Genomic DNA, 26,348 nt, shown 5'->3' with positions numbered 1-26,348 from the left:
CTGCGCCAATAGGAGAGATTCGATGCGTAAGGTATCATGGTCGCTTTTGGGATTCAGGGATGTCATAAAATAAATATCGAGGATCTCCATGTATAGGCTCACATGGTATATATTTTTACCTATTGCTAGAAGGAATTAATCCAGATGTAGTCGTATCAGCTAACGGTAAGACGGTAAGATCAATAGAAGGTGGTTATGTAAGCTTATCTTTAAGTGCTGGTCATACGGGTGAATGGCAACATAGTGCAGGTAAAGGTCCTAATCCAAATGGAAAATAGAACCGGCATTAAAGATAACATTTAATAGTCCAGATTATAATTCAGTGGTGAAAAGTTTTTATTATATGAATATAAATTCATGCATCGGTATATTGTACAAACAGAAAAATTATTTTCATAGAAGTGATGCAGATAACTATTGTAGAAGTTTAGCTGATGGTTATCGTTTGGCGGATAAAAGGTTTTTTTCTAATTTCTCATATAGTGGAAACCGATTGGAGATTTCAATTAATTGGAGAGTTTTATTTAAGTGATTATTTACAGTGTCGTGAAAACATATTGTTTAATTGCATATTTAAATAAAATATTTTAAGAAGGGGCGATTCAAAATGTTATGTTGGTTTCGTCTTTTTTTATTAAAAATAAAATACTTAAAAATCAAACTATTATATGATCTTCTCAAAAAGGGGGCATAATAAAATTATACTTTGCCTTTTTACCAACAACATTTATAGCATATTGTGGTCTAGTGCACTGCAGTATAGATAGTTTAAAGAACAAACAATAACATCGATAGGTTTATTTAAGATTAGGCGCTTGTTGCTATTCCAAAAGATAAAGCGCTTGCAAATAATGAACGGTACATAATGTCAATGACAAAAACAATCATAGGCAGGCCACAAAAATGATAAAGGTGTCGAAGGAACAACGCATTGTAATCCGCAAATCGCATTGATTTGCTTATCCTAGTTGAACCGAAACTATCCAAAGTATAATGGTGACAATAAATTCAAATCTATTGAGTACAATAGGGATTTATACGCTACTTATTGGCATAGTAAATAAATTTGCGTGGAAGAAGAATTTGAAAAACAATGATTTTTTTGATATTTTGTTTCCGTTTGTTTTGAATGGAAATGAAACATGAAAAAAATAATTGTTGTCTCTATATTGACTTTACTTAGTTTTAATTCATTTGCTAATGATAATGCAAAAAGACTCACAGAACAGATTTTAAAAGGTGATATTTCCATTTTTAGAAATGAAGGAAATTCAAATATTCGTCATGCGATACCTACTGTAAATGCTTTACAATTAATTAGCGAGTATAACAACAACCAATATAAATATGAAAAGACATATAATAATCAAATTGTTAATATTAAAACTTCAGCTTCAGGCTTAAAAACTGATTTAAGTGGTGAACCCTTCGTCGTGGCAAATGGTAAAAATCAATTTGAATATGTATTGCTAGAGTTGAAAAATAAAGATGATGCGAAAGAAATTAGTGAAGGTAACAAATTAGATTTAATCTGCGTCGGTACTAAAGATAATCTCAGTTTTCCGATATTAAAAAATTGTGTTAAGTCTGACGATTATTTTCAAAAATATTTTGAAGTAACAATGTCAAAAATCAATAAATTAGAAAAAGACGATAAACCGTCATCACCGATAGAGACCTTTTATTTAGCATTATGGAAATTCGATATTCAAAAACCTAATACATTAGACAAATATAAAACATTTAGTGAACTTATGCAGAATAAATCAGATTTCGATGAAGTAACAGCATTAGTTAAAGCGAATATTACAGAAGAAAACCGCACTACTACAATGCCAACACCATGATTTTAGTTAACTACAGATTAGGTCGTTAAAAAATTTACTCAAACCGCCAATAGTGCGGTTTCTTATTGCTCAAATTATTATAAATAACATGCCGTCACAAAAAATTAATTTAATATTTTAGTATAAATGGTATGAAAAGAAAGTGTTAAAGACAGTGAATATTCAAGGAACAAATTCAAAAATCGATAGCTACCAACTTATCAATTTGTTTCATTATATTAAATATAAAGCCAAGTATAGATTTAACGCAAGTATAAATACATATTATTTTGATGCTTTTTTATCGAAAATAAAAGTTTTTTAAATCTGTTTTTTACAAAATAATCATGATCAAATCATGCTCGCAATTTTTTATTTGATGATGATTGATATGACTTATCGTGGTTATATGGATATTAGAAAGAATGCATTCTCAAATAGAATTAATAAAGCCTGCATTATGAGCACTAGATTCGAGTTTTAAAGACTCTTTTTTACTCAATGTCGAACTAGCGCAAAATCAATTATTGAGCGAGAAACAGCGCATATTAAAGCAAAAAATATAATTGATAAATGGAATAATGTTTTGTCTGTAATTAGACAACATTAGTAAAACAACCCTTTTTTTACCGACACTTATAATTCATTTAAAATCAAACAAATATAAATTGGTGTGAAAAAAGGGTTTTTAGTTATAAATTGGTTATTATTCTTTTTCTGAACAAAGTTTATTGTGTATAATGTTCTTGTTCACTGCCGAGTAGGTAGTTTAGAAACAACACCAACACCGTTACCTATATCTCGTGAGGTTCACTGCCGAGTAGGTAGTTTAGAAAAATAACGCGTTTAGTCTATCCGATTTGGTCGAGTTCACTGCCGAGTAGGTAGTTTAGAAATGAACGGGAATCTCGACCACGCCACCTATGCCGTTCACTGCCGAGTAGGTAGTTTAGAAATAGAAATAGCATCTACTGACGCGAGGCGTTCGACATGTTCACTGCCGAGTAGGTAGTTTAGAAATGCAGAGGAAATGGATCGGGCATTAAAAAACGGTTCACTGCCGAGTAGGTAGTTTAGAAATCGCCTGTTATCCCAACCTCGAATAAACTCACGTTCACTGCCGAGTAGGTAGTTTAGAAAAGGATAATCGTTCATTAATAGATGGTTTCTGTGTTCACTGCCGAGTAGGTAGTTTAGAAATTTGCAGCCCCCGTTTCACTGCGCATAACACCGTTCACTGCCGAGTAGGTAGTTTAGAAAAATCATCTTTCTTTAGGCTGCTAAGGGCTAACGTTCACTGCCGAGTAGGTAGTTTAGAAATTCGCAATCCCCGCTACATAGTGAATCTTTTCGTTCACTGCCGAGTAGGTAGTTTAGAAATGCTCACGATATTTATGTTGAGCCGTTTGGCGGTTCACTGCCGAGTAGGTAGTTTAGAAAAATTGAAAGTGAGTTCATTAAAATTCATCGTTGTTCACTGCCGAGTAGGTAGTTTAGACATCCATGCCTCTTATAAATACACCTCGCAAATCGTTCACTGCCGAGTAGGTAGTTTAGAAATAATGAACATGTTTCTAATGACGGCGAGCGGGGTTCACTGCCGAGTAGGTAGTTTAGAAAAAAGGCGTACAAAATGCACAAAGGGCATTTAAGTTCACTGCCGCATAGTTAGTCAAAAAATTCTGTTGAAACAGTTTATTAAAAATGTCTAACTCATGATTTAGGCATTTGTCACTTTTTGACTGCTGCAAAATGATGAAATTTGCATTTAAAAATTTGAGGAAAAGGGTTTTTAATAACCGCAAATTTAGCGAAAAAATTAAATGTTAATTCCGAAAAACAAAATTGTAACTTAAACTTGAACGCTTAAGCAGATCACTATATTATACGCGCCTTAAAATTCATCAATCAGCCAGATACTTGAAAGAGTCCTAATGTTAATTAATGCCAAAGATATTCTTGAAAAATTAAATCCACATAATAAAGTAAACTACGATTCAGTTTTGAAAGAGGTGATTGCTGATTGGCAGTTAGCATCAGCACGACCAAAGTTACTAATTCATAGTTGCTGTGCACCATGTAGTACTTATGTACTGGAGTATTTGGCTCAGTATGCAGATATTACTATTTATTTTGCTAATTCGAATATTCATCCGCGAGTAGAATATGAATATCGTAGTGTTGTACAACAAAAATTTATTGCTGATTTTAATCAAAAAACCGGCAACAATGTTCAGTTTTTAGAAGCTCCGTATCAACCAGCAGAATTTATTAAAAAGGTTGAGCATCTACGTGATGCACCAGAAGGTGGTGAGCGTTGTCATCTTTGTTATAAGATGCGATTAGATTTAGCGGCGATTAAAGCACAAGAGTTGGGCTTTGATTATTTCGCTAGTGCTTTAACGCTAAGCCCGAAAAAGAATAGTCAGAAAATTAATCAAATTGGTTTTGAAATTCAAGAACTTTTTTCGGTAAATTATCTGCCTTCTGATTTCAAAAAGAATAATGGTTATAAAAGATCTATCGAACTTTGTAAGGAGTATGATGTTTATCGTCAGTGTTATTGTGGTTGCATTTTTGCTGCAAAAGCACAAGGGGTTGATTTAAAGAATGTTATTGCCACAGCTAAGCAAGGTTTGGCAAATGCATAACGTTAATTTAGCGGATTTTGTATTTGAAACTCCGTTGAATTTTTATTAGTCAAAAAATATCCAAAAATATCCAAAAATGTCATTTTTATAAACAAATAGATTAAAAATCAGAAAGATTTCGCTATAATAATTCCACAATAAAAATATAGTTATTTAGTAATATTTGTGACCCTTTTATAGGTTAAGTCTGATTTTGCAAATGTGAGTTTGTTTATGCCAAAAATGTATAGACTTGGATTGGATGTCGGATCTACTACAGCAAAATGTGTCGTACTTGATAAGCAAGATAATTTTGCTTATACCAATTATGTTCGCCATAATACCCATATTGTTCCAACAGTTTTATCACTATTAGATGAAATTAAACAACAATTGGGTGAAGATATTGTATTATCGGTCAAGGTGACTGGTTCTGCTGGGATGGGTATTTCAGAAAAAGCCGATATCGCCTTTATTCAAGAGGTGGTTGCCGCATCGGAAGTGGTACAGCGCAAATATCCAGAGGTTAGAACGTTAATCGATATTGGTGGTGAAGATAGTAAAATGATCTTCTTTTTTCCTGACCGCCCGCCTGATATTCGAATGAATGGTAGTTGTGCTGGAGGTACTGGGGCATTTATCGATCAGATGGCGACCTTGCTCAATACTCCAGTACAAGAATTTGATCTTCTAGCAACTCAACATGATAAAGTCTTTCCTATTGCATCACGTTGTGGTGTATTTGCTAAGACTGATGTGCAAAATTTAATTAGCCGTAATGTATCAAAAGAGAATATTGCCTATTCAGTTTTACATGCTGTCTGTATTCAATTGGTCAATACGTTAGCTCGTGGTTATGATATCGTACCCAAAGTAATGTTGATTGGTGGACCGTTTTCGTTTATTCCAACGTTAGGCAAGGCCGCGCTAGATACACTAAAGTTAAATGAAGACCAGATAGTTACCACCGAGCATCCTACTTTGTTGTCCGCTTGGGGCGCAGCGATTCATGCAATTGAACGTAGTCAACTTACACTTACTGAATTTATTGATAGATTAAATGCCTCAACCAAGATTCAAGTCAATCAATCTTTTAGGTTAAAACCACTTTTTAATCAAGCCTTGTCTTTTGATGATTGGCAACAAAAACGCAACTATATTCAAATCCCCCGTCTAGCTTTAACAGCTTACCAAAAGCAGAAAGCGTATTTGGGAATTGATAGCGGTTCAACTACCACTAAAATTACCTTAATTAGTGAGGATGACGAGCTACTTTTTACTTATTATGCGCCTAATAATGGCCACTCAATCACCGCATTAATTAAAGGGTTAACGGTATTAAAGGATGAGATTGCTGCATCAGGTAAAGAGATTATTATTGCTCGCACAGGTGTCACTGGTTATGGTGAGGAACTACTAAAAGCCGCTTTTGCGATTGATGATGGTCTAGTCGAAACAATGGCGCATTTTGCTTCTGCTAAACATATTGAGCCTAAGGTCAGTTTTATCATGGATATTGGTGGTCAAGATATGAAAGCCATCTTTATTGCCAATGGTGTCGTAAATCATATTGAGTTAAACGAAGCATGTTCTTCTGGCTGTGGTTCATTTATTGAAACCTTCGCAAAATCACTCAATTCAAATACAATTGATTTTGCTGACGCAGCATGTAAGTCCAATAATCCCTGTGATCTGGGTACCCGTTGCACAGTTTTTATGAACTCAAAAGTGAAACAGGCACTGCGTGAAAACGCAACAATGGGCGATATTTCTGCAGGGTTGGCTTTTTCGGTGATTAAAAATGCCATTCATAAAGTACTGAAATTACATGATATGCGCAAATTAGGTGATCATATTGTGGTGCAAGGAGGGACGTTTAAAAATCCTGCGGTGTTTCGTGCCTTAGAGCAGTTAACTGGGGCTCAAATTGCTAGTTCAAATATTCCTGAACTCATGGGGGCTTATGGTGCAGCATTAGTGGCAAAAAACCATTATGCGCAACAACAAACACCTTCGCAATTTATTGGATTAGATAATCTACATAAAGCTGAAGATAATAAAGCGAAACCATCACGCTGTAAGGGGTGTGAAAATAAATGTGATATTATGATTTATCGTTTTGCCAATGGTCAGCGTTATTATTCTGGTAATAAATGCGAACGCTTTTTGAGTAATAATCAATATCAAGATAAAAATGCATTTAATATGTTTGATTATAAAAATGCGTTATTATTTGAGCGAACCAATATCCATAATACTGAATCTAAGCTCAATGTTGGTATTCCTCGTGTTTTAGGACAATACGAAAATTTTCCATTTTGGCACACGTTGTTAACCAATAGTGGTATTAATGTAACGTTATCACCATACTCGACGCATGAGATTTATGAAAAGGGCGCAGGTACAGTAATGTCGGATAGTATCTGTTTTCCTGCCAAATTGGTTCATGGGCATATTATGGAACTGATTGAGCAAAAGGTTGATCGTATTTTTATGCCGATGGTGGTGTTTGAATCTGATCAGTTTACTAATGCAGTTAACAGCTATAACTGTCCAATTGTCAGTAGCTATGCTGAGGTGGTAAATAGTGCTATCAATCCTAACCAAAAATATAACGTGCCACTGGATTATCCAGTGATCAATTTCAGTAATCAAAAATTATTGAAAAAGGGCTGTATTAATTATTTAACTTCGCTTGGTATTGCAGAAAAGATAGCTAATCAAGCATTTTCTGATGCATTAGCTGCTCAAGCGGAATATAAAAAATCGCTGTATAGCAAAGCGGTTGAAGTACTGAATAATGCTAAACAAACGGGGCGTTATGTATTTATTTTGGCAGGTCGTCCTTATCATAGTGATAGCTTAATTAATCATAAAACGCCAGAGATCTTAAATGCGCTTGGTTGCGATGTAATAACCGAAGATTCAGTGTTAGGTGCGATCAGCCAATTATCGCCTGAACTGCAAATTTGCTCGCAATGGAGTTATCCAAATCGCTTATATGCAGCAGCTAGTTTTGTTGCTGAACAACCGAAAAATATTCAGTTTGTTCAACTTAATTCGTTTGGTTGTGGCCCTGATGCGATTGTCACCGATGAATGTAAAGCAATTTTAGAGTCTAAAGGTAAAACGTGCACCATCATTCGTATTGATGAGATCACGGCAACAGGTTCGGTGCGATTGCGATTACGTTCGATTATTGAGTCAATCCGTATGAATCACCAACAACCGTTAAAAGTTGTTGAGCGTAAAAAGACGGCTATTTTTGCTAAACAAGATAAACAGAGACGGACTATTTTAGCACCTTATATCTCCGATTTTTATTCACCATTATTACCGCCGATTTTTGCGTTGTCAGGTTATAAACTTGAAACCTTGCCAAAACCAGATAAAAGTTCGGTTGATTGGGGACTTAAATATTGCAATAACGAGATATGCTATCCAGCGACCATTATTGTTGGTGATATTATTAAAGCACTTAATTCAGGTAAATATCAACGTGATGAAGTGGCTATCGGCATTACTCAAACGGGTGGACAGTGTCGAGCGAGTAGTTATCTTTCTTTAATTAAGAAAGCAATGATTAGTAATGGTTTCGAAGATATTCCTATCGTGTCACTCAGTACCGGTAATATTAATGAAATTGAGCAACCAGGTTTTAGAATTAATTGGCTAAAAACTTTACCAACGACGTTTTTTGCGATGTTATTTACTGATTCGATTTCGAAGATGTTCTACTCGATTGCGCCTAGAGCCAAATTTAAACAACAAGCTAATCAATTGAAAGAGCTTTATATTAGAAAATTACAACAACTTATCAATCAACATAAAGGCAAAAAGGCGATCTTTGCGTTGTTAAAAGAGGCGGTAGAGCATTTCAATCAAATCGAGACATTAAATAAAGATTGCCCACAAATTGGTATTGTTGGTGAAATTTATGTTAAATATAACAGTTTTGGTAATCAACATAGTGTTGATTGGCTAGTTGATCAGGGTATTGAACCTGTTATTCCGCCAATGATTGAGTTTTTTGCACAATGTTTTGTTAACTATGATAGTAATGTTGACAATTATATTGTTAACAAGAGTTTCGTCGCTTATTTTGTTCACTTTTTTGAAAAGGTAGCGCAAAAGTATATTGATCAAACTAATCAGATTTTATCTGATTTTAAACACTATCAACCATTTCATAATATTCGTGATATGGCGAAAAAGGCAGAAGAAATTTTAAATTTAGCCAATCAATATGGTGAGGGTTGGTTAATTCCTGCAGGAATTATGACCTTTGCTGAGCATGGCATCAATAATGTTATTAGTTTGCAACCATTTGGCTGCATTGCTAATCATGTTGTTTCTAAAGGGGTTGAGAAACGTATGCGTGATCTTAATCCAAAATTGAATCTACTTTATTTGGATTTTGATGATGGCGCAGGTGAAGTCAATGTACTCAATCGTTTGCATTTTATGGTAAGTTCATTAAAGTATGCTCAATTACAAAGAATTGTATAATTATATATTAAGGATCGATCTGTGTTTTCTATTTATCAATTAAAATCTCGCTTTCAAACATTGCTTCGTCCTTATGTTAATTCGCTTTATTATTCACGAATAACCGCCAATCAAGTCACGTTAGCTGCTTGTGCTGGATCGATATTGATTGCTTTATTAGTTGGCTTTTTTGCAGATCATCAATGGCTGTTTTTGTTAATACCCGTATGGATGTTTATCCGGATGGCTCTTAATGCTATTGATGGTATGTTAGCCAGAGAATATCGTCAGAAATCCAATTTAGGAGCCTATTTAAATGAGATTTGTGATGTGATTTCCGATTGTGCTCTGCTGTTAATCTTTACTCAAATAAATCAAGTTAATACCAATTTAATGATATTAGTAATCTTGTTATCATTTCTAACCGAATACGCAGGCGTACTAGGTGTGATGATTGGTAGCTCTCGACGTTATGATGGACCTATGGGGAAAAGCGATCGAGCTTTAGCTTTCAGCCTAATTAGTTTAGGAATTGCAACCTATTTATTGCCTCTTGAATGGCTAAATGTTCTATTGTGGTTTATCACCTTTTTGTTATTAATTACTGTGATTAATAGAGTGAAAAAAGGATTGCAAGAAGCGAAAAATAATAAGGAATAAGGAATAAGGAATGCGTGAACAGCAGCAAAACACATTTATTAGTCATGATGACTGTCAATTATTTTATCGTTATTGGCCTGCAGTCGATAGTGATACTAAAACGCCTTCAAAAGCAATTGTACTTTTTCATCGTGGGCATGAACATTCTGGACGAATTGCTCATTTAGCTGAAGAGCTGGAATTACCTGATTTCCATATTTTTGCTTGGGATGCGCGAGGAAATGGCCAATCTGATGGTCAACGTGGTGATGCGGTAAATTTTGCCACTCTGATAAAAGATGCCAACTGTTTTATACAGCATATCATTAAAGAATATGCGATTGAAATGCAAGATATTGCTATTATTGCACAAAGTGTTGGTGCAGTAATTGCTGCTGGTTGGGTGCATGATTATGTACCGAATATTCGCGCTTTAGTTTTAGGTGCTCCAGCTTTTAGCGTTAAATTATATGTGCCATTAGCGGTACCTGGACTTAAGTTATTATATAACTTGAAAGGCAATTTCTTTGTAAATAGTTATGTCAAACCGAATTTACTAACTCATGATGACAGTCGAGCAGATTCTTTTAATAAAGATCCTTTAATTACTAAACCCATTTCGGTTAGATTACTGCTTGATTTGTATGCGGTAGCGGATCGAATTGTTAAGGATGCCAACGCGATCACTGTTCCTACACAGTTATTAGTTTCTGGTTGTGATTTTGTGGTGCGACGAAAACCACAACAGGCGTTTTATGATAATTTAGGAACCAATCAAAAAGAGTTTCATATCCTACCAAAATTTTATCATGATACCTTTGGTGAAAAAGATCGTTATATGGCAATTGATAGAGCAAGGCGATTTATTCAAGGTTGTTTTGCTAATCAACCCAATGTTCCAAAGTTAACTAATGCCGATTGGGTAGGTTATACTCGATCCGAAACCGATAAGTTAGCTTTACCACCTTCGGGTTGGCTTAAACCATGGTATTGGAAGTTAGTCAAAGCGACCTTGAAATATGCTAGTAATATGTCGGATGGAATTAAACTAGGATTTGAAACAGGTTTTGATTCCGGTAGTACACTTGATTATGTTTATCGAAATGAGCCATCCGGCACTTCAAAATTGGGGCAATTTTTTGATTATCTCTATTTACAATCTATTGGTTGGCGAGGGATTCGACAACGAAAAATTCATCTTGAACTGCTCTTAAAGCAAGCTATTGAACTGTTACAACAACAATCTACTGAAGTAAATATTGTTGATATAGCCGCAGGGCATGGTCGATATATTTTAGAAACCATTAATCAAATCGCTAATAAACCTAATTCGGTTTTGTTGCGCGATTATAGTGATATTAATATCCGTGATGGACAAGCACTAATTGAGCAACAAGGTTTAAGCGACATCGTTCGTTTTGAAAAAGGCGATGCATTTAACCGTGAGCAACTCGCACAATTATCTCCGCAGCCTAATTTAGCTGTGGTATCAGGATTGTATGAATTATTTGGTGATAATCAACTGTTACAGCAATCTTTATCTGGCTTGGCTGATGCAATTCCACAAGGTGGGTATTTACTTTATACCAATCAACCTTGGCATCCTCAATTAGAGTTTATTGCTAGAGCGTTAACTTCACATCGAGAAGGGCAACCATGGATCATGCGACGCCGAACACAGATCGAGATGGATCAGTTAGTTGCCGAAGCAGGTTTTAGTAAAGTGACCATGTTAGTAGACCAGTGGGGGATTTTTACGGTATCACTGGCACAACGAACTTCGCATTGATTATGTTAAAACTCTTTAGCCGACTTAATGTCTATAAATGTGTATGGTTAGCCGGTTTATCAGTATTCTTTTTTGCTAGCTATAATTTTGCCAACTGGCTATCATCTCAACGTGAGGATGTAACAAGTCTATTTTTTAGTTGGGAATATTCTATTCCACTTTGGTCATGGACGATAATTCCTTATTGGTCTATCGATCTGATGTATGGATTAGCTATTCTTTTAACATCTTCTTGGCAATCACTTAAAAATCTTGGTTTACGGCTGTTAACGGCACAAGTGATTTGTATCACCTGTTTTCTAATTTTCCCGCTTAAGTTCTATTTTGAACGCCCAGCTTTGGATGGATTTTTGGGCTTGATGTTTGATATTTTAATGGGATTCGATAAACCGTTTAATCAAGCTCCTTCATTACACATCACATTATTAGTTATTTTATGGCAATTTTTTGCTCAATATTTTCGGGGGATTGGACGTTATATATTACATGCTTGGTGTTTTTTAATTGCACTTTCGGTTTTAACGACTTGGCAACATCATTTTTTCGATATTCCAACTGGATTATGGGTAGGGTGTTTTTCTATTTGGTTATGGCCCGATAATATGACGACGCCATTAAAACATCGACCATTAACTAAAAACTATATTTGGGCGATGATCTATTTTTGTTTATTCCTACTGTCACTCACTATAGCTATTTACTTTTCTGGCTGGGCACTCTGGTTGTTATGGTTGGCTGGTGCCTGGTTATTGATTGCAACTAATTATTTGTTGTTTGGCACCTCCGGTTTGCAAAAACAGCAAAATGGTCATTTTAAGTTAGCCGTTTATCTGCTCTATTTGCCATTTTTTGCTATTATGTGGCTCAATTCAAGGTTATGGACAATTAAACATCCAACTGATGATTTGATTATTGATGAAGTTTATTTAGGTCGCATTCCATCCTCAAAAACGCTAAATCAAAATCATTTTATATCGGTTGTCGATCTTTGTGCCGAGTTGCCAATTGGATTTTTTAACGGTAACTATAAGCTTATTCCTGTTTTAGATATGACCCCCTTATCACAACAAGAGTGTCAGCAGGCTGCACAAGCTATCGAATATTATCGACAGCAGGGTAAACTATTAGTCTGTTGTGCTTTAGGTTATTCGAGAAGTGCAACTGCAGTTATTGCATGGTTATTGTGGACTAAAAGAGCTAATACTCTGCAACAGGCGATAGGAATAGTAAAAGAACAGCGGAATTCAATTGTAATTTCTAGCCAGCAACAACTGATTTTATCCAATTGGTTGGTTAACTTTAAAGATGAGATAGCGATATGTTGAGTAGTAATAATAGGTCGCAAAATAGTGTAACTAAAATAGATATAGTAACGTTTTGTTGTTTTTTATCGATAAGTAAACATATTGATCTTTTTTCGATACTATTAACCATATTAGCTGCTATTGTCGCTTTGATTCATATTTCTCTAACATCGTTAACTATCAGTTGTCTAATCATTTTTATTCTAGGTTTAATGAGTAAGTATTATGCAATAAGGATAGATTTTGATAGAAAATTGTTTGAATATTTATCTGAGCATGTTGATCATTTACCAGAAGAGCTGCTAGCTATGGACATAGCATTAGCCAATTTGCAACTAATCAAACCTCATCAATCATCAAGAACGCTGTCTGAACGGCAAAAAGGGATTTTATCACTGTTTAAAAGGCAGGTAGTACTATTTTTATTACAAAATTGTTTAATCGTTTTTATAATGATTAATGCTATTATCACAAGTTAATAGATTACCACCACAGCAATATAAGGAGCGCTGAAATGTCCCATTTCCAATATGATACACTATTATTATTTTTGGGCATCGGCTTGTTTTTATTAGTGGCAACAATTATTGGTCAATTGTTAAAATATCGTCTTACATCGCCTAATAGTGTTATCGATAATTTAAATACTCGCATCAATGCGTGGTGGGTAATGGTTGCCATTATTGGTTTAGCATTTTGGTTTGGACAACTGGCAGTAATTTTTTTGTTTTTTGTTATTTCAGCTTTAGCATTGCGAGAGTTTCTTATTTTAACGCCTATCAATCACTCTGATTATTTTGCCCTAATATTTGCTTTTGCAGTTGCTTTACCCATGCAATATATTTTGGTCGCCTTAGCATGGTATGGTTTATTTAGTATCTTTATTCCTGTTTATGCTTTCTTGTTTCTGGCGATATTTGCCACAATAACTGGTTCAACCGCTAATTTTTTGGCGAGAATAGTCGATGTACAATGGGGATTAATGATTACGGTATATAGTATCTCGTGTGTGCCAGCATTATTAGTATTAGATATCGAAAATTACCAAGGCCGTAATCTATTACTCATTGCTTATTTAGTATTAATCGTTCAGTTATCTGATGTGTTGCAGTACGTATTTGGCAAATTGTTTGGTAAACATAAAATTAGCCCAAACGTATCACCATCAAAGACGATTGAAGGCTTTATTGGTGGTGTTTTATCTGCTAGTTTTATTGGTGCCTGTATGTGTTGGATCACTCCGTTTACTTTTATACAATCAGGACTTATTTCTTTAATGATCACTTTGTTAGGATTTATGGGTGGTCTGGTTATGTCTGCTATTAAACGCGATCGTGGCGTAAAAGATTGGGGTAAACTAATAGGTGGTCACGGTGGAATACTTGATCGTTTTGATTCTATTTGCTTTGCTGCGCCGATATTTTTTCATATCGTAAGATATTTTTGGGCAGTTTAGTTTTTAATGTGATGAAAAATATTAGCAAAACTATCAGATAATCAAATAATTTCAAAAATTGATGCTAAAAAAGAGCAAAAAAAGTTAATTTATGATATAAATACATGCATTGTATTAACGTTAGAAATATGTAAGGACTATAATATGTTAAAAGAGCAAATGGTAGTAAAAAATTCAACTGGTTTACATGCACGCCCAGTAACAACGCTTGTTAAATTAGCTGGCCGTTATAAATCATCAATTGAACTTGTTTATAACGACAAAGCCATTAAATTAAAAAGCATGATGGGTTTACTTGGTGCTGGCGTTAAAGGTGGTTCAACTGTTGAAATCATCTGTGACGGTGAAGATGAACAAGCAGCAATGGATGAAATCCGTGAATTATTTGCTACAGGTTTTGGTGAATAATTTTAAGCGATTTTAACTTAGCTTATTTTATTTACTGAGAAATGAAAATTCCGTCGACCTTGGTCGACGGAATTGTTTTAAAAGGGCATCAACTAAATACTTTTAAGTAGACCTAATAGATTACTAATCTTTGATGATTGAATCCAATTCTGTATGATCAATAGAAGGCAATGATTTGGTAAAACATCGAGTTAAATAAAGCAAATAACAAAATCCAATTACTAACCAAATTAAACCTACCGTCATCGCTGTCGTTTCAAGACTGGTCCATAGCCATAACGAAAGTGATACGCCAATTGCTGGCATTAATCCATATTTTAAAAGCATTGGTACTGTTTTTTCCGTACCACTTAGGTAGCTTTTGATTACGCATAGGTTAACGAAGGTAAAGGCTACTAAGGCGCCAAAACTGATCATTGAAACGACTAAACTTAAATCAAGTACCAAAGAGAGTAGTGAAAAACAGGAAACAAAAATAATTGATAAATAAGGTGTTCGAAAACGAGGATGAATTTTATAGAAGATCTGTTTTGGTAACACACCTTCACGCCCCATTGCATAAAAGATTCGTGACACACTAGTTTGTGCGGTCATTGTAGAGGCAAATACACCTGTCAAATAAGCGGTTTGGAAGAAATTATACATAAAATCATTACCGTATTTGCCAAGTATACTGGTTAGATGACTTATGCTATCAACTTTACGCATTACATCTAAACTGGCAGTATCTTTATTATCAACAAAATCTGTCCATTGTGGGTAAGCTAAATGTGCACAATATGAGACAACTAAAAATATACAACCAGCAATCAATACGGTGCCGATAATTGCTCTTGGTAAGGTTTTTTTCGCATCATTGGATTCTTCTGCTAGTGTTGCTATAGCATCAAAACCTAAGAAGGCAAGACATAATATGGCAGCTCCAGAAAATAAACCACTAAAATCATCGGTTGTGACGGATATTGGTTTTAACATTGTTTCAGGTGTCAAATGAACATTTGTCAATGTCAAAATAATAAACAATACGATGAATAATGCTTGAAAGAAATTCAAAGTAATATTGGCCCAATTAATTAACTTGATTCCAAGGTAATTTAATACACTTACACCTATAATCGATGCCAATACATATACATAAGCTGGAATACTATCATATAGTTCATGTAGATAGATCCCTAAAACCAAATAATTTAATATTGGTAAAAATAGGTAATCAAGAATTTGTGCCCAACCAACTAAGAAACCTGCTTTTCCACCAAACGTTCGTTGTACATAGGTATAAGCCGAACCAGCAATAGGCAGTTTATTTGCCATTCGGCAATAACTTAATGCTGTGAAAAAGATCATGGCAAGGGTGATGATATAGGCTACAGGCAAGTGTCCATTACTGACAACGGTAACTTCCCCATAAGTGGTAAAGATCCCTAAAGGAACCATATAAGCTAAACCAAATGCAATCAATGCAGGTGTGGTTAAAACTCGTTTCATTTTTATTGCGGACATGATTTAATTTGCTCCTCTGTCCCAAAAAACAATAAAAAACTACTAAGTATAGTTTTGCCTTTTTACCCGCTTAAAGCGGCAGGGAATTCTCCCACATTATTATAATTATGCAAGCTAATTTTTAGTAAAGATCATAAGTCCGCGTAATTTGTGAGCTTTTTTTGATAAAAAAAATAAGTCAGCTTGTTAATTGTGTTCAATAAATACCAAAGTTGAATAATTTAATTGGCTATTTGATGGCTTTATTGTTGTTTGAAAAATGCATTTTCCAATCGATTGTTGCACAGGTTTGATGTTGATTAGTAATAAAAAAACACCCTGCTAATGGCAGGGTGTTATATTTTTTTAAAACAATAGGTTAGTTCAATTATGCTTGTAGGTAAACTGTTTTGCCGCCCACAATTGTGGTTAATACTTTGACGTTTTGTATATCTGTTGCCGGAATGGTAAAAGGATTACGATCTAAAATAATTACATCAGCAAACTTACCTTTCTCAATAGATCCGATATAGTCTTCTTGTTTTAAAACATAAGCAGCACCGATGGTCGCACAGCGTAGTACTTCAAGTGCTGTTAAATTGCGATCACTGTTTAAACGTGGATGTTCAGCATCAATCTGTCTAGTCATAGCTATTTGGAAATCATACCATTCATTAAGCGGATCAATTGGCCAATCACTACCAAAAGCACAAGTTACTCCAGCATCAATATATTGACCGTGTGCTTCTAAACCATTATAACGTTCAGCACCAAATAATGTTTTATACTGTTCAATCATTGCAGAACTACAGCCGGCCCACTGGAATGAAAAAACAACATTTGCATTTAATTGTTTATAACGGTCAAATTGATGCATCGCACTAAGTTCATTATGAGCTGTGCTTGGTCTAATATCTGCATTGGGTAGTGCTTTACGCATTTTTTCAATCGCATTAAGCACCACTTCAATGGCTCCTTCGCCAACGGTGTGCATGTGTGGATGAAAGCCTGCCCGTGATGATTCTAAAATTAATGCATCAAGCATTTCTATCGAATAATATAGGTCACCATAGCGATCTTTTTCATTTTCTAATTGATAAGGTTGTAATAAACGAGCTGTCATTAATGGAGCTTGCATTACACCATCGACAAATAATTTGGTATGAGATACTTTAATTCCTGGTTTTGGTTGCCAGTTTTTGTCATTATAATGCTCAGCAAATTGTTTAACGCGATCAATAACTGCCGGAATATCTTCTATACTACCAACATCATCAGGTGGTAATTCTCGGGCACCAAATAATCGGATTGACAGTTGGTCTTGTTGTTGTAATTTTAGAAATGCATCAGCTTGGGTTTCTGTTATCCGCGCATCCATTACCGCTGTTACACCTTGCTTATTTAATTCTTCTTGTGATAATTTAGCAATGTTTACTGCTTGTTCGTCGGTAAGTTTGGAAATACTGTCAAATGCACGCATTGCAGGGGCATCTTCTAATATACCGTTTAAATCACCATCCTGAGTACGCCCAATTTTGCCATCAGATGGTTCAGGTGTATTACGATCAAGGCCAAATTTTTCTAATGCAATGCTGTTGGCAACTAGCGTATGACAGTCATTTGAAAATAGAATGATAGGACGCTGAGTATTAAGTTTATCTAAATCGAATCGAGTAATATCTGTACCAATTGGTAAAACTTCTTGGCGCAACCAGCCTCGAACTTGTAACCAACTACTACTATTGTGAACGGAATCATTGTCTAAATATTGTTGAATAATGGCTAAAGTATCATCTACAGTTAAACTCTGGTAATTTAGATTACATGAGGATAATTGCATGCCGCCCCAAAAGGTATGTAAATGGGCATCAATAATCCCTGGCATCATAGTTTTACCTTGTAGGTCATAGATTATCGTGGAATTATCAACATATTGACTGTTATTTATCTCTTGCGTGCAGCCAATTGCAATAATATAGCCATTTTGAATTGCAATCGCTTCACAAACTGTATCGTGTTGGTCAGCAGTATAGATGTAACCATTAATATAAATAACATCGGCTTTTGCCATTATTTTTGATTCCTTAAAAAAGATCTGAAGTTAAAGGTGAACGATAGCAGATTTATAAAAAATTTGTCAAATGCAATAATTTTCTTTATTGTGTGTCAAGATTATGTTACAACTAACATATTTAGTTACAGCGTCACAAGGTGAACCGATGAAATACCAGCAGTTAGAAAACCTTGAATGCGGTTGGAAGTGGCACTATTTAGTAAAAAGGCATTTGGAAGGGGAGCTTATCACTCGTTATATTGAAAAGAGTGCTGCTCAACAAGCCGTAAATGAATTATTGTTATTGGAACACAGACCGACTGCGGTTATTGATTGGATTAAGCAGCATCTAAATCCAGATTTAGATAATCGTATGAAGCAAACCATTCGAGCACGACGAAAACGACATTTTAATGCCGAACAGCAAAATACACGTAAAAAGTCTATTGATTTGGAATTTCTAGTCTGGCAACGATTGGCTAATTTAGCTAAGCGCCGAGGATGTACGCTGTCACAAACAATTACACAACTAATTGAAGATGCAGAGCAAAAAGAGCAATATGCTAGTAAAGTATCGACAATTAAAGATGATTTACTGTCATTACTTGATGTCAATATAGACGGTAAATAACTTAAACTACAGGATAAATAGGTTTAATTATGGGAAAATCCCTTGTTATTGTGGAATCACCAGCCAAAGCAAAAACGATTAATAAATATCTTGGCAAAGATTTCGTAGTTAAATCAAGTGTCGGACATATTCGCGATCTTCCAGTGAGTGGTAGTAGTCAACGCACTGAAAAAACAAGTAAAGATAAAGCCGAGAAAAAAGTTAAACGATCGGAAAAACAAGTGTTAGTCGATCGTATGAGCGTTGATCCTTACAATGGCTGGCAAGCGCATTATGAAATTTTACCTGGCAAAGAACGAGTGGTTGCCGAACTTAAAAAGTTAGCCAAAGATGCCGATATGATTTATCTCGCAACCGACTTGGATAGAGAAGGGGAAGCTATCGCTTGGCATCTAAAAGACGTTATTGGTGGTGATGATAATAAGTATCGTCGAGTCGTATTTAACGAGATAACCAAAACGGCGATTAAAAATGCTTTTAATCATCCAGCCATGTTGGATATGGATCGGGTTAACGCTCAACAAGCAAGACGATTTATGGATCGTGTGGTTGGCTTTATGCTATCACCACTACTTTGGAAAAAAGTCGCTCGTGGCTTATCAGCAGGTCGTGTTCAATCAGTTGCGGTACGCTTAGTGGTTGAACGTGAGCGAGAAATTCATGCATTTATTCCTGAAGAGTATTGGGATCTTTATGCTGATTTAAAAACTGCTCATCAAGAACAATTAACAATGCAAGTAACGCATTATAAAAATGATGCGTTTGAACCTAAAGATCGTGTTGCTATTGATATTGCTTTGGATGAATTAAATAAAAGCCAATATCAAGTCACTAATATTGAAGAAAAACCGACTAAAAGTAATCCAACAGCGCCGTTTATTACTTCAACTTTGCAACAAGCGGCAAGTACCCGTTTAGGTTTTGGTGTTAAAAAGACGATGATGTTAGCACAACGCCTATATGAAGCTGGTTATATTACTTATATGCGTACCGACTCTACTAATTTGAGTCAGGATGCGTTAACCATGGTTCGGGATTACATTGGACAAAACTTCGGTGAGAAGTATTTGCCTAAATCAGCTAACGTTTATAGTAGTAAGAAAAATTCGCAAGAGGCGCATGAGGCAATTCGTCCATCAGACGTGAATATTATAGCGGATAGTCTTGGCGATGTTGAGGCTGATGCAGCTAAATTATATCAATTAATTTGGCGTCAATTTGTGGCTTGCCAAATGACATCAGCCGAATACAACTCAACAACTATTACAGTTAAAGCGGGTGATTTTACCTTAAAAGCTAAAGGTCGAACCTTGCGTTTCGATGGTTGGACAAAAGTGCAACCACAATTAACTAAAAATAATGAAGATAAGATGTTGCCAGCCGTATCTATGCAAGATATGTTGGAATTAATAGGCTTAGATCCTAATCAACACTTTACTAAGCCTCCCGCTCGTTACAACGAAGCTTCATTAGTTAAGGAACTTGAAAAACGAGAGATTGGTCGTCCTTCTACTTATGCAACGATTATATCAACTATTCAAGATCGTGGTTATGTACGATTAGATAATCGTCGTTTTTATGCGGAAAAAATTGGCGAAATTGTTACAGATCGCTTAAGTGAAAATTTCAATGACTTAATGAGTTACGATTTTACAGCTCGCATGGAGCATGCACTTGATGAAATTGCCAATAAAAAGCAAGAATGGCGTGAAGTTTTAGATCAATTTTTTGATGATTTCAGCCAACACTTAACCATTGCAGAACAAGATCCTGATCGTGGAGGTATGCAACTTAATCCACTAGTTTTAACACCAGAAATTAAATGCCCTAATTGTGGTCGTGAAATGGGCATTAAAACTGCTGGTACCGGTGTATTTTTAGCGTGTTCTGGTTATGCGTTACCTCCTAAAGAGCGTTGTAAGCAAACAATTAATTTAATTCCCGAATATGAAACATTAAATATTTTGGAAGAGGCAGAGACAGCCGAAACTGACGCGCTAAGAGCACTTAAACGTTGTCCTAAATGTCATACGGCTATGGACAGTTATTTGCTCGATAATGAGCGTAAATTACATATTTGTGGTAATAATCCAATCTGCGATGGTTCATTGGTTGAAAAAGGCACATTTAAGGTAAAAAGCTATGAAGGTCCAATTATTGAATGTGAAAAATGTGGATCAGAAATGCATCTTAAATCAGGCCGTTTTGGACTTTACATGGGATGTACCAATCAAGATTGTAAAAACACTCGTAAGATCTTAAAAAATGGTGATGTAGCGCCACCTAAAGAAGATCCTGTTGATCTGCCTGAGTTAAAATGTACTAAGTCAGATGCACATTTTGTATTACGAGATGGTGCTTCAGGTATCTTTTTAGCTGCACATAATTTCCCAAAATCAAGAGAAACTCGTGCACCACTAATTGAAGAACTACAACGTTTTAAAGATCGTCTACCCGAAAAATTTATTTATTTAACGCAAGCGCCGAGTCAAGATCCAGAAGGTAATCCAGCTATTGTGCGATTTAGTCGTAAAAGTAAACAGCAGTACGTTACTTCGGAAGTCAATGGCAAATCGACTGGCTGGGTAATGCAATACGTTGATGGTAAATGGGTTAATAGTAAAAAATAGGTAAGAACACCTGATGATTTATGTAAAATCGCTCAGGTTAAGGAATCGTTTTAGTATAAAAAGCTGTTTTTTGTTTGTGCTAAAGTGTGAAAGGAATTACCTTACGATTTCCCTCTTTTTGACTTTTTATATAGTTTTAAAAAGGGGGAAAGGTATACAGTTAAAGGAGCCTTTGTCATGAAGTTGCAACAACTGCGTTATATTGTTGAAGTCGTCAATAACGATCTTAATGTGTCACTTACCTCTGAAAAACTGTATACTTCTCAGCCAGGGATCAGTAAACAGATCAAATTATTGGAAGATGAACTTAATGTGCAAATTTTTACTCGTGTCGGTAAACATCTTTCCGAAGTTACCCCCGTTGGTGAGAAGATTATTGCTTTAGCTAAAGAGATTTTAACTAAATCGCAAGATATTAAAATTATTGCTAAAGAATTTAGTCAGCCTAATCAAGGCTCATTAACCATTACTACAACTTATACTCAAGCTCGTTATACTTTACCAATTGTTATTCAGCAATTCATGCAACAGTATCCAAGTATAACGCTCCATATGGAGCAAGGATCATCTCCGCAATGTCTTTTACAAGCGCAAACAGGCCAAGCTGATTTTGCTATCATAACTGATTTATCTGAACTTAGCGATGATATGATTGCCATACCTTGCTATCATTGGAACCAAGCTGTGATTGTAATGAAAAATCATCCATTAGCTAAAAGCAGTTTAATTACTATCGATGAATTGTCTAAATATCCTTTAGTCAGTTATGATTTTTCTAATGATGGGTCTGATTTGAATCAAGCTTTTATCAAAGCTAATCAAATTCCTAACATTGTTTTTAGTACCACTGATGCGGAACTGATTAAGACTTATGTTAAGTTAGGGGTAGGCGTTGGCATTGTCGCTAAAATGGCGGTTAATGAAAGCTCTGATAGTGATTTTGTCGTACTTAATGCTGGACATATATTTCCATATAGTACCACTTATATTGCCTTTGCTCGTTCGCTATTTTTACGCAATTATATGTATGATTTTATTAATCAGTTTTCGGCACATTTAAATAGGCAAACAGTTGATAGACTTATCTTATGTGAAAATAATGTGGCAGTACAGGCTATGTTTAATGGGATCAAGTTACCAGTTAGGTAGTAGGAAAATCTTTTGCTTATAAATTTTAAACACCAAGCACAACAGATTGTGCTTGGTGACTAATGTTATTTATGTCTAGCTTTTAAAATAGCAATGACATCTTGCATTGAGAGATTTTGATCTTGTAGTAAGACCAATAAGTGATAAATTAAATCGGCTGATTCATTTTTTAACTCTTCTTTGTCGTGTACTGTAGCTGCAAGTGCAGTTTCAACACCTTCTTCTCCCACTTTTTGGGCAATACGCTTCGTACCATCATGGTAGAGTTTTGCCGTATAAGATGATTTAGGGTCAGCATTTTTACGAGCACCAAGTAATTGTTCTAAATCGTATAAAAATCCCCATTCAGTTTGGTTATTGTTAAAACAGCTATTTGTTCCTGTGTGACAAGTAGGACCAATTGGATTAACTAAAATAAGTAGGGTATCATTATCACAATCGGTCGAGATACTTACTACATTTAAAAAGTTACCTGATGTTTCACCTTTGGTCCATAAGCGTTGTTTGGTACGTGAATAGAAGGTTACTTTGCCACTCGTTTGTGTCTGAGTTAATGCCTCTTGATTCATATAACCAAGCATCAGTACTTCACCAGAAACATAGTGTTGTATGATAACCGGCATTAAATTATCAACTTTTTGCCAATCAAGTTGTTTAGTGTCTATTTGCATTTGGAAATGTTGAGTTAACATAATCGGATTTCTACTCCATGTTGAGTTAAATATTGTTTAAGTTCACCAATATTAATTATTTGTTTGTGAAAGACGGAAGCGGCTAATGCACCATCAACATTGGCTTCTTGAAAAGCTTGCAAAAAATGCTCCATCATACCAGCACCACCAGATGCAATCAGTGGTACATGACAAACTTCTCGAATTGTTTTGAGTTGTTTTAGATCGTAACCATTACGGACACCATCTTGATTCATCATGTTTAGCACTATTTCACCTGCGCCGCGTTTTTGTACTTCTTGCACCCAATCAAGTGTATTCCATTTGGTCGCCACAGTGCGCTTTTCATCGCCGGTAAATTGATAAACATGATAACTATCGGAATCTTTATCATACCAAGTATCAATCCCTACCACGATACATTGCACTCCATAACAATCAGCTAACTCCGTGATTAAACTCGGATTAGCTAACGCAGGAGAGTTGATTGAAATTTTATCAGCACCGAAAGTTAAAATTTGTCCTGCATCTTCAACCGTTTTTATACCACCAGCGACACAAAAGGGGATATCTATTACTTCAGCGACTTTTGCCACCCAACTTTTATCAACTACTCGACCGTCGGAGGAGGCTGTAATATCATAGAATACCAATTCGTCAGCCCCTTCTTCGGCATAGCGTTTGGCTAATGGTACAATATCACCAATGATTTCATGATTACGAAATTGTACACCTTTTACAACTTGTCCATCACGGACATCTAAACAAGGTATTATCCTTTTTGCCAACATGAAATCGCCTCCTGAACTGTAAATTTACTTTCTAATAATGCTCTACCAACAATAACGCCGGCAACACCACTATCTTTTAATGCTTTAACATCATCTATTTGGCCAATACCTCCAGAAGCTTGAAACGCAATTTGGGGATATTTTTGGCTGATCTCTTGATAGAGTTTTACATTAGAGCCACTTAGCGTTCCATCTTTGGAAATATCTGTACATAGTACATGTTTCAAGCCATAGGGTAGATAATCATCAATCACTTGTTCCAATGTCTGTTTAGAATCCTCTTGCCAACCATGGATAGCGACGTTTTTGTTACCTTGTTGGTCAATACGAACATCTAAGGCTAATACCAATGATTCAGGGCCATAAGTATCAAACCATTTTTTTAACAAATCAGGCTGTTTAATCGCTGTTGAGCCAATAACTACTCGAGTTGCACCTGCGGATAATAATGCTTTAACATCTTCTTCTGTCCGAATTCCACCACCAATTTGTACTGGAACTTGTACACCATTAATCAGGGATTTTATCAATGAGATTTGTCGAGCTTTCGGATCTTTAGCTCCAGTTAAATCAACCAGATGTAATAGTTTCGCACCTTGCTTTTGATAATCTTGTAGACGAGCTAAGGGATCATTACCATAATCTCGTTTTTGATCATAATCACCTTGATGTAACCGCACAACAGTACCATCAATTAAATCAAGCGCGGGAATAATAATAGGATAAACTGCCATAGTTACATCTCCAAAAAGTTTTTGAGCAATTTTGCACCGGCTAAGCCAGAACGCTCTGGATGAAATTGCACACCGTAAAAGTTGTCTTTTTGTACGGCAGCAGTAAAGCTTTCGCCGTAATTGGTTTCTGCGATAGTTGATGAGCATAATGGTAAGGCGTATCCATGTACAAAGTAAAAGTAAGCACCATCAGGAATATCTCTAAATAGATGATGTCCGGCTTTGGGATTGACTTGATTCCAGCCCATATGTGGTAGTGGTAATCCACAATCAGGAATTTGTACTACTTTTTCGTGAATAATACCTAAGGTATCGACATGACCTTCATTACTATAATCAGCTAAAAGTTGCATACCGAGGCAGATACCTAATACTGGTTGAGTACAGACTTTGATAAGCTCAATTAAATTACGTTCTTCTAATTTTTGCATTGCAGCAGAAGCTGAACCGACACCTGGTAAAAACAGTTTGTCTGATTCGAGTACGGTATCAGGATCAAGGCTGATAATTGGATTATAGCCTAATCTCTGTATTGCATATTTGACTGAGGAAAGATTAGCACAGCCAGTATCTAGAATGACAATTTTCATCTATAACACTCCTTTCGAGCTAGGTAATCTATCACTTTCAATTTTAATCGCCTGTTTGAGTGTTCTGGCAAAGGCTTTAAATAAGCTTTCGATACGATGGTGGTCATTATCACCGGTTGTTTCAATGTGCAAGGTAATTGCCATAGTATAACTTAGAGAATAGAAGAAATGTTCAACCATTTGTGTACTCATATCGCCAACTTTCGGATCACTGAATTGTGCTGAAAACTTGAGGTAAGGCCGACCTGAAATATCCATTGCACATTTTGCTAAACACTCATCCATTGGAATAACTGATGCATAACGAGTGATACCTCGTTTATCGCCAAGTGCTTTTTTTAGTGCTTCACCTAAGGCAAGACCTGTATCTTCAATAGTGTGGTGATCATCAATATGTAAATCGCCTTCTACTTGAATGTTTAATTTGATACCACCATGAGTGGCGATTTGGTCAAGCATATGATCAAAAAAACCAATGCCAGTATTAATTTGACTGCCACCTTGTCTATCTAACCAAACTTCAACTAAAATTTTGGTTTCTTTGGTATTTCGTTCGACTTTGGCATAACGATCTGCAGTGGTTAAACGTTGGGCTATTTCATTCCAATTAAGTGATTTTGGATTATAGTGTAATCCTTTTATTTGCATATTTTCAGCAAGTTGCATATCTGTGACCCTGTCACCGATAACGTAACTATTTTGTTTATCTAACTTACCACTGGTTAAATAAGGTAGAACTAAAGTGATTTTCGGCTTACGACATTCACAATTATCTTGAGGAAAATGAGGGCAGATCAGTACATCTTCAAAGTTAACACCTTGTGATTCGAATATTTGCATCATTAAATTATGCGGTCCATCAAAATCAGCTTGCGGATAACTACTGGTTCCTAATCCATCTTGATTGGTAACCATAACCAATTTGTAACCAGCAGCTTGTAGTTTTAGTAGTGTTGGGATCACATTAGGTTCAAATGCAAGTTTTTCAAAACTATCAACTTGATAATCAATAGGGGGTTCAACTATTAATGTTCCATCACGGTCGATAAATAAATATTTTTGTAACATACTTGCTCC

Annotated in this window: 20 protein-coding genes and 1 CRISPR repeat array; of the genes, 13 read left to right on the top strand and 7 right to left on the bottom strand. The window is 35.6% G+C overall.

The features are described from left to right. Positions 1-122 precede the first annotated feature (122 nt). The 10 genes from H3T80_RS03570 (at position 123) to H3T80_RS03525 (ending at position 14,540) form a co-directional block, all read left to right on the top strand. Complete coding sequence (locus tag H3T80_RS03570; protein WP_198200058.1) at positions 123-278, top strand: hypothetical protein; 156 nt, start codon at positions 123-125, stop codon at positions 276-278. An 864-nt stretch (positions 279-1,142) separates the two neighbouring features. Further along, positions 1,143-1,847 carry a hypothetical protein gene (locus H3T80_RS03565; protein WP_198200057.1) on the top strand — a complete coding sequence of 235 codons (705 nt, stop codon included), beginning with the start codon at positions 1,143-1,145 and terminating at the stop codon, positions 1,845-1,847. Between the two features lie 727 nt (positions 1,848-2,574). After that, positions 2,575-3,506: a CRISPR direct-repeat array (repeat unit 28 nt; unit sequence GTTCACTGCCGAGTAGGTAGTTTAGAAA). A 254-nt stretch (positions 3,507-3,760) separates the two neighbouring features. Then, on the top strand, positions 3,761-4,477 hold the full coding sequence (locus H3T80_RS03560; RefSeq protein ID WP_110447749.1) for an epoxyqueuosine reductase QueH: 717 nt from the start codon (positions 3,761-3,763) through the stop codon (positions 4,475-4,477). A gap of 213 nt (positions 4,478-4,690) precedes the next feature. Beyond that, positions 4,691-8,965 (top strand): acyl-CoA dehydratase activase-related protein, encoded by a 4,275-nt coding sequence (locus tag H3T80_RS03555; protein WP_198200054.1) that lies wholly within the window; start codon positions 4,691-4,693, stop codon positions 8,963-8,965. A gap of 21 nt (positions 8,966-8,986) precedes the next feature. Beyond that, positions 8,987-9,604 carry a CDP-alcohol phosphatidyltransferase family protein gene (locus H3T80_RS03550; protein ID WP_198200052.1) on the top strand — a complete coding sequence of 206 codons (618 nt, stop codon included), beginning with the start codon at positions 8,987-8,989 and terminating at the stop codon, positions 9,602-9,604. A 10-nt stretch (positions 9,605-9,614) separates the two neighbouring features. After that, complete coding sequence (locus H3T80_RS03545; protein WP_198200050.1) at positions 9,615-11,372, top strand: bifunctional alpha/beta hydrolase/class I SAM-dependent methyltransferase; 1,758 nt, start codon at positions 9,615-9,617, stop codon at positions 11,370-11,372. A 2-nt stretch (positions 11,373-11,374) separates the two neighbouring features. Continuing rightward, positions 11,375-12,697, top strand: coding sequence for a phosphatase PAP2/dual specificity phosphatase family protein (locus H3T80_RS03540; protein ID WP_198200049.1), 1,323 nt, complete (start codon positions 11,375-11,377; stop codon positions 12,695-12,697). Continuing rightward, positions 12,691-13,155, top strand: coding sequence for a hypothetical protein (locus H3T80_RS03535; protein WP_110447754.1), 465 nt, complete (start codon positions 12,691-12,693; stop codon positions 13,153-13,155). Before H3T80_RS03540 ends, H3T80_RS03535 begins: the two co-directional genes overlap by 7 nt. Positions 13,156-13,190: 35 nt before the next feature. Continuing rightward, positions 13,191-14,132 carry a phosphatidate cytidylyltransferase gene (locus tag H3T80_RS03530; protein WP_198200048.1) on the top strand — a complete coding sequence of 314 codons (942 nt, stop codon included), beginning with the start codon at positions 13,191-13,193 and terminating at the stop codon, positions 14,130-14,132. A 144-nt stretch (positions 14,133-14,276) separates the two neighbouring features. Beyond that, positions 14,277-14,540, top strand: coding sequence for an HPr family phosphocarrier protein (locus tag H3T80_RS03525; protein WP_034913021.1), 264 nt, complete (start codon positions 14,277-14,279; stop codon positions 14,538-14,540). A 123-nt stretch (positions 14,541-14,663) separates the two neighbouring features. On the opposite strand, the gene H3T80_RS03520 is transcribed toward H3T80_RS03525, so the two are convergent. Together H3T80_RS03520 and H3T80_RS03515 are read right to left on the bottom strand one after the other, a co-directional pair. Further along, entirely contained in the window at positions 14,664-16,043 is a 1,380-nt protein-coding gene (locus H3T80_RS03520) for an APC family permease (RefSeq protein ID WP_198200047.1), read from the bottom strand. A gap of 367 nt (positions 16,044-16,410) precedes the next feature. Then, on the bottom strand, positions 16,411-18,093 hold the full coding sequence (locus H3T80_RS03515; protein ID WP_198200046.1) for an amidohydrolase: 1,683 nt from the start codon (positions 18,091-18,093) through the stop codon (positions 16,411-16,413). 148 nt (positions 18,094-18,241) lie between these two features. On the opposite strand from H3T80_RS03515, the gene matP reads away from it, so the two are divergent. From matP to cysB, 3 genes are all read left to right on the top strand, one after another. Then, positions 18,242-18,706, top strand: coding sequence for a macrodomain Ter protein MatP (gene matP / locus H3T80_RS03510; RefSeq protein WP_110448052.1), 465 nt, complete (start codon positions 18,242-18,244; stop codon positions 18,704-18,706). A 29-nt stretch (positions 18,707-18,735) separates the two neighbouring features. Next, entirely contained in the window at positions 18,736-21,336 is a 2,601-nt protein-coding gene (gene topA / locus H3T80_RS03505; protein WP_198200043.1) for a type I DNA topoisomerase, read from the top strand. A gap of 177 nt (positions 21,337-21,513) precedes the next feature. After that, positions 21,514-22,485, top strand: a complete 972-nt coding sequence (cysB, locus tag H3T80_RS03500) for an HTH-type transcriptional regulator CysB (RefSeq protein WP_198200041.1) — start codon at positions 21,514-21,516, stop codon at positions 22,483-22,485. A gap of 65 nt (positions 22,486-22,550) precedes the next feature. On the opposite strand, the gene hisIE is transcribed toward cysB, so the two are convergent. From hisIE to hisB, 5 genes are read right to left on the bottom strand one after another with little or no spacing between them, the layout of a single operon-like run. Beyond that, the gene (gene hisIE, locus H3T80_RS03495; protein ID WP_086320729.1) at positions 22,551-23,150 is read right to left on the bottom strand and encodes a bifunctional phosphoribosyl-AMP cyclohydrolase/phosphoribosyl-ATP diphosphatase HisIE; all 600 of its coding nucleotides are present in this window, start codon (positions 23,148-23,150) and stop codon (positions 22,551-22,553) included. A gap of 20 nt (positions 23,151-23,170) precedes the next feature. Then, positions 23,171-23,947 carry an imidazole glycerol phosphate synthase subunit HisF gene (gene hisF, locus H3T80_RS03490; protein WP_198200033.1) on the bottom strand — a complete coding sequence of 259 codons (777 nt, stop codon included), beginning with the start codon at positions 23,945-23,947 and terminating at the stop codon, positions 23,171-23,173. Further along, on the bottom strand, positions 23,929-24,666 hold the full coding sequence (gene hisA, locus H3T80_RS03485) for a 1-(5-phosphoribosyl)-5-[(5-phosphoribosylamino)methylideneamino]imidazole-4-carboxamide isomerase (protein WP_198201123.1): 738 nt from the start codon (positions 24,664-24,666) through the stop codon (positions 23,929-23,931). Before hisA ends, hisF begins: the two co-directional genes overlap by 19 nt. Positions 24,667-24,683: 17 nt before the next feature. Next, positions 24,684-25,271, bottom strand: coding sequence for an imidazole glycerol phosphate synthase subunit HisH (gene hisH, locus H3T80_RS03480; protein WP_086363954.1), 588 nt, complete (start codon positions 25,269-25,271; stop codon positions 24,684-24,686). Further along, positions 25,272-26,339, bottom strand: coding sequence for a bifunctional histidinol-phosphatase/imidazoleglycerol-phosphate dehydratase HisB (hisB, locus tag H3T80_RS03475; protein ID WP_198200032.1), 1,068 nt, complete (start codon positions 26,337-26,339; stop codon positions 25,272-25,274). It lies immediately after the preceding gene. Positions 26,340-26,348: the final 9 nt, after the last annotated feature.

The organism is Gilliamella sp. W8145 (genome assembly GCF_016101145.1).
GTDB lineage: Bacteria > Pseudomonadota > Gammaproteobacteria > Enterobacterales > Orbaceae > Gilliamella > Gilliamella apis_A.
The sequence above is the reverse complement of the archived record's forward strand: the minus strand, read 5'-3'. Positions and strand labels throughout refer to the sequence as shown.

Excerpts from the sequence above, each read along its gene's own strand:
- H3T80_RS03545 (WP_198200050.1), top strand. The coding sequence starts at position 9,615 with ATGCGTGAACAGCAGCAAAACACATTTATTAGTCATGATGACTGTCAA.
- matP (WP_110448052.1), top strand. The coding sequence starts at position 18,242 with ATGAAATACCAGCAGTTAGAAAACCTTGAATGCGGTTGGAAGTGGCAC.
- H3T80_RS03515 (WP_198200046.1), bottom strand. The coding sequence starts at position 18,093 with ATGGCAAAAGCCGATGTTATTTATATTAATGGTTACATCTATACTGCT.
- topA (WP_198200043.1), top strand. The coding sequence starts at position 18,736 with ATGGGAAAATCCCTTGTTATTGTGGAATCACCAGCCAAAGCAAAAACG.
- H3T80_RS03525 (WP_034913021.1), top strand. The coding sequence starts at position 14,277 with ATGTTAAAAGAGCAAATGGTAGTAAAAAATTCAACTGGTTTACATGCA.
- cysB (WP_198200041.1), top strand. The coding sequence starts at position 21,514 with ATGAAGTTGCAACAACTGCGTTATATTGTTGAAGTCGTCAATAACGAT.
- hisH (WP_086363954.1), bottom strand. The coding sequence starts at position 25,271 with ATGAAAATTGTCATTCTAGATACTGGCTGTGCTAATCTTTCCTCAGTC.
- H3T80_RS03560 (WP_110447749.1), top strand. The coding sequence starts at position 3,761 with ATGTTAATTAATGCCAAAGATATTCTTGAAAAATTAAATCCACATAAT.
- H3T80_RS03535 (WP_110447754.1), top strand. The coding sequence starts at position 12,691 with ATGTTGAGTAGTAATAATAGGTCGCAAAATAGTGTAACTAAAATAGAT.
- H3T80_RS03520 (WP_198200047.1), bottom strand. The coding sequence starts at position 16,043 with ATGTCCGCAATAAAAATGAAACGAGTTTTAACCACACCTGCATTGATT.
- H3T80_RS03540 (WP_198200049.1), top strand. The coding sequence starts at position 11,375 with ATGTTAAAACTCTTTAGCCGACTTAATGTCTATAAATGTGTATGGTTA.
- H3T80_RS03565 (WP_198200057.1), top strand. The coding sequence starts at position 1,143 with ATGAAAAAAATAATTGTTGTCTCTATATTGACTTTACTTAGTTTTAAT.
- H3T80_RS03530 (WP_198200048.1), top strand. The coding sequence starts at position 13,191 with ATGTCCCATTTCCAATATGATACACTATTATTATTTTTGGGCATCGGC.
- hisF (WP_198200033.1), bottom strand. The coding sequence starts at position 23,947 with ATGTTGGCAAAAAGGATAATACCTTGTTTAGATGTCCGTGATGGACAA.
- H3T80_RS03555 (WP_198200054.1), top strand. The coding sequence starts at position 4,691 with ATGCCAAAAATGTATAGACTTGGATTGGATGTCGGATCTACTACAGCA.
- hisB (WP_198200032.1), bottom strand. The coding sequence starts at position 26,339 with ATGTTACAAAAATATTTATTTATCGACCGTGATGGAACATTAATAGTT.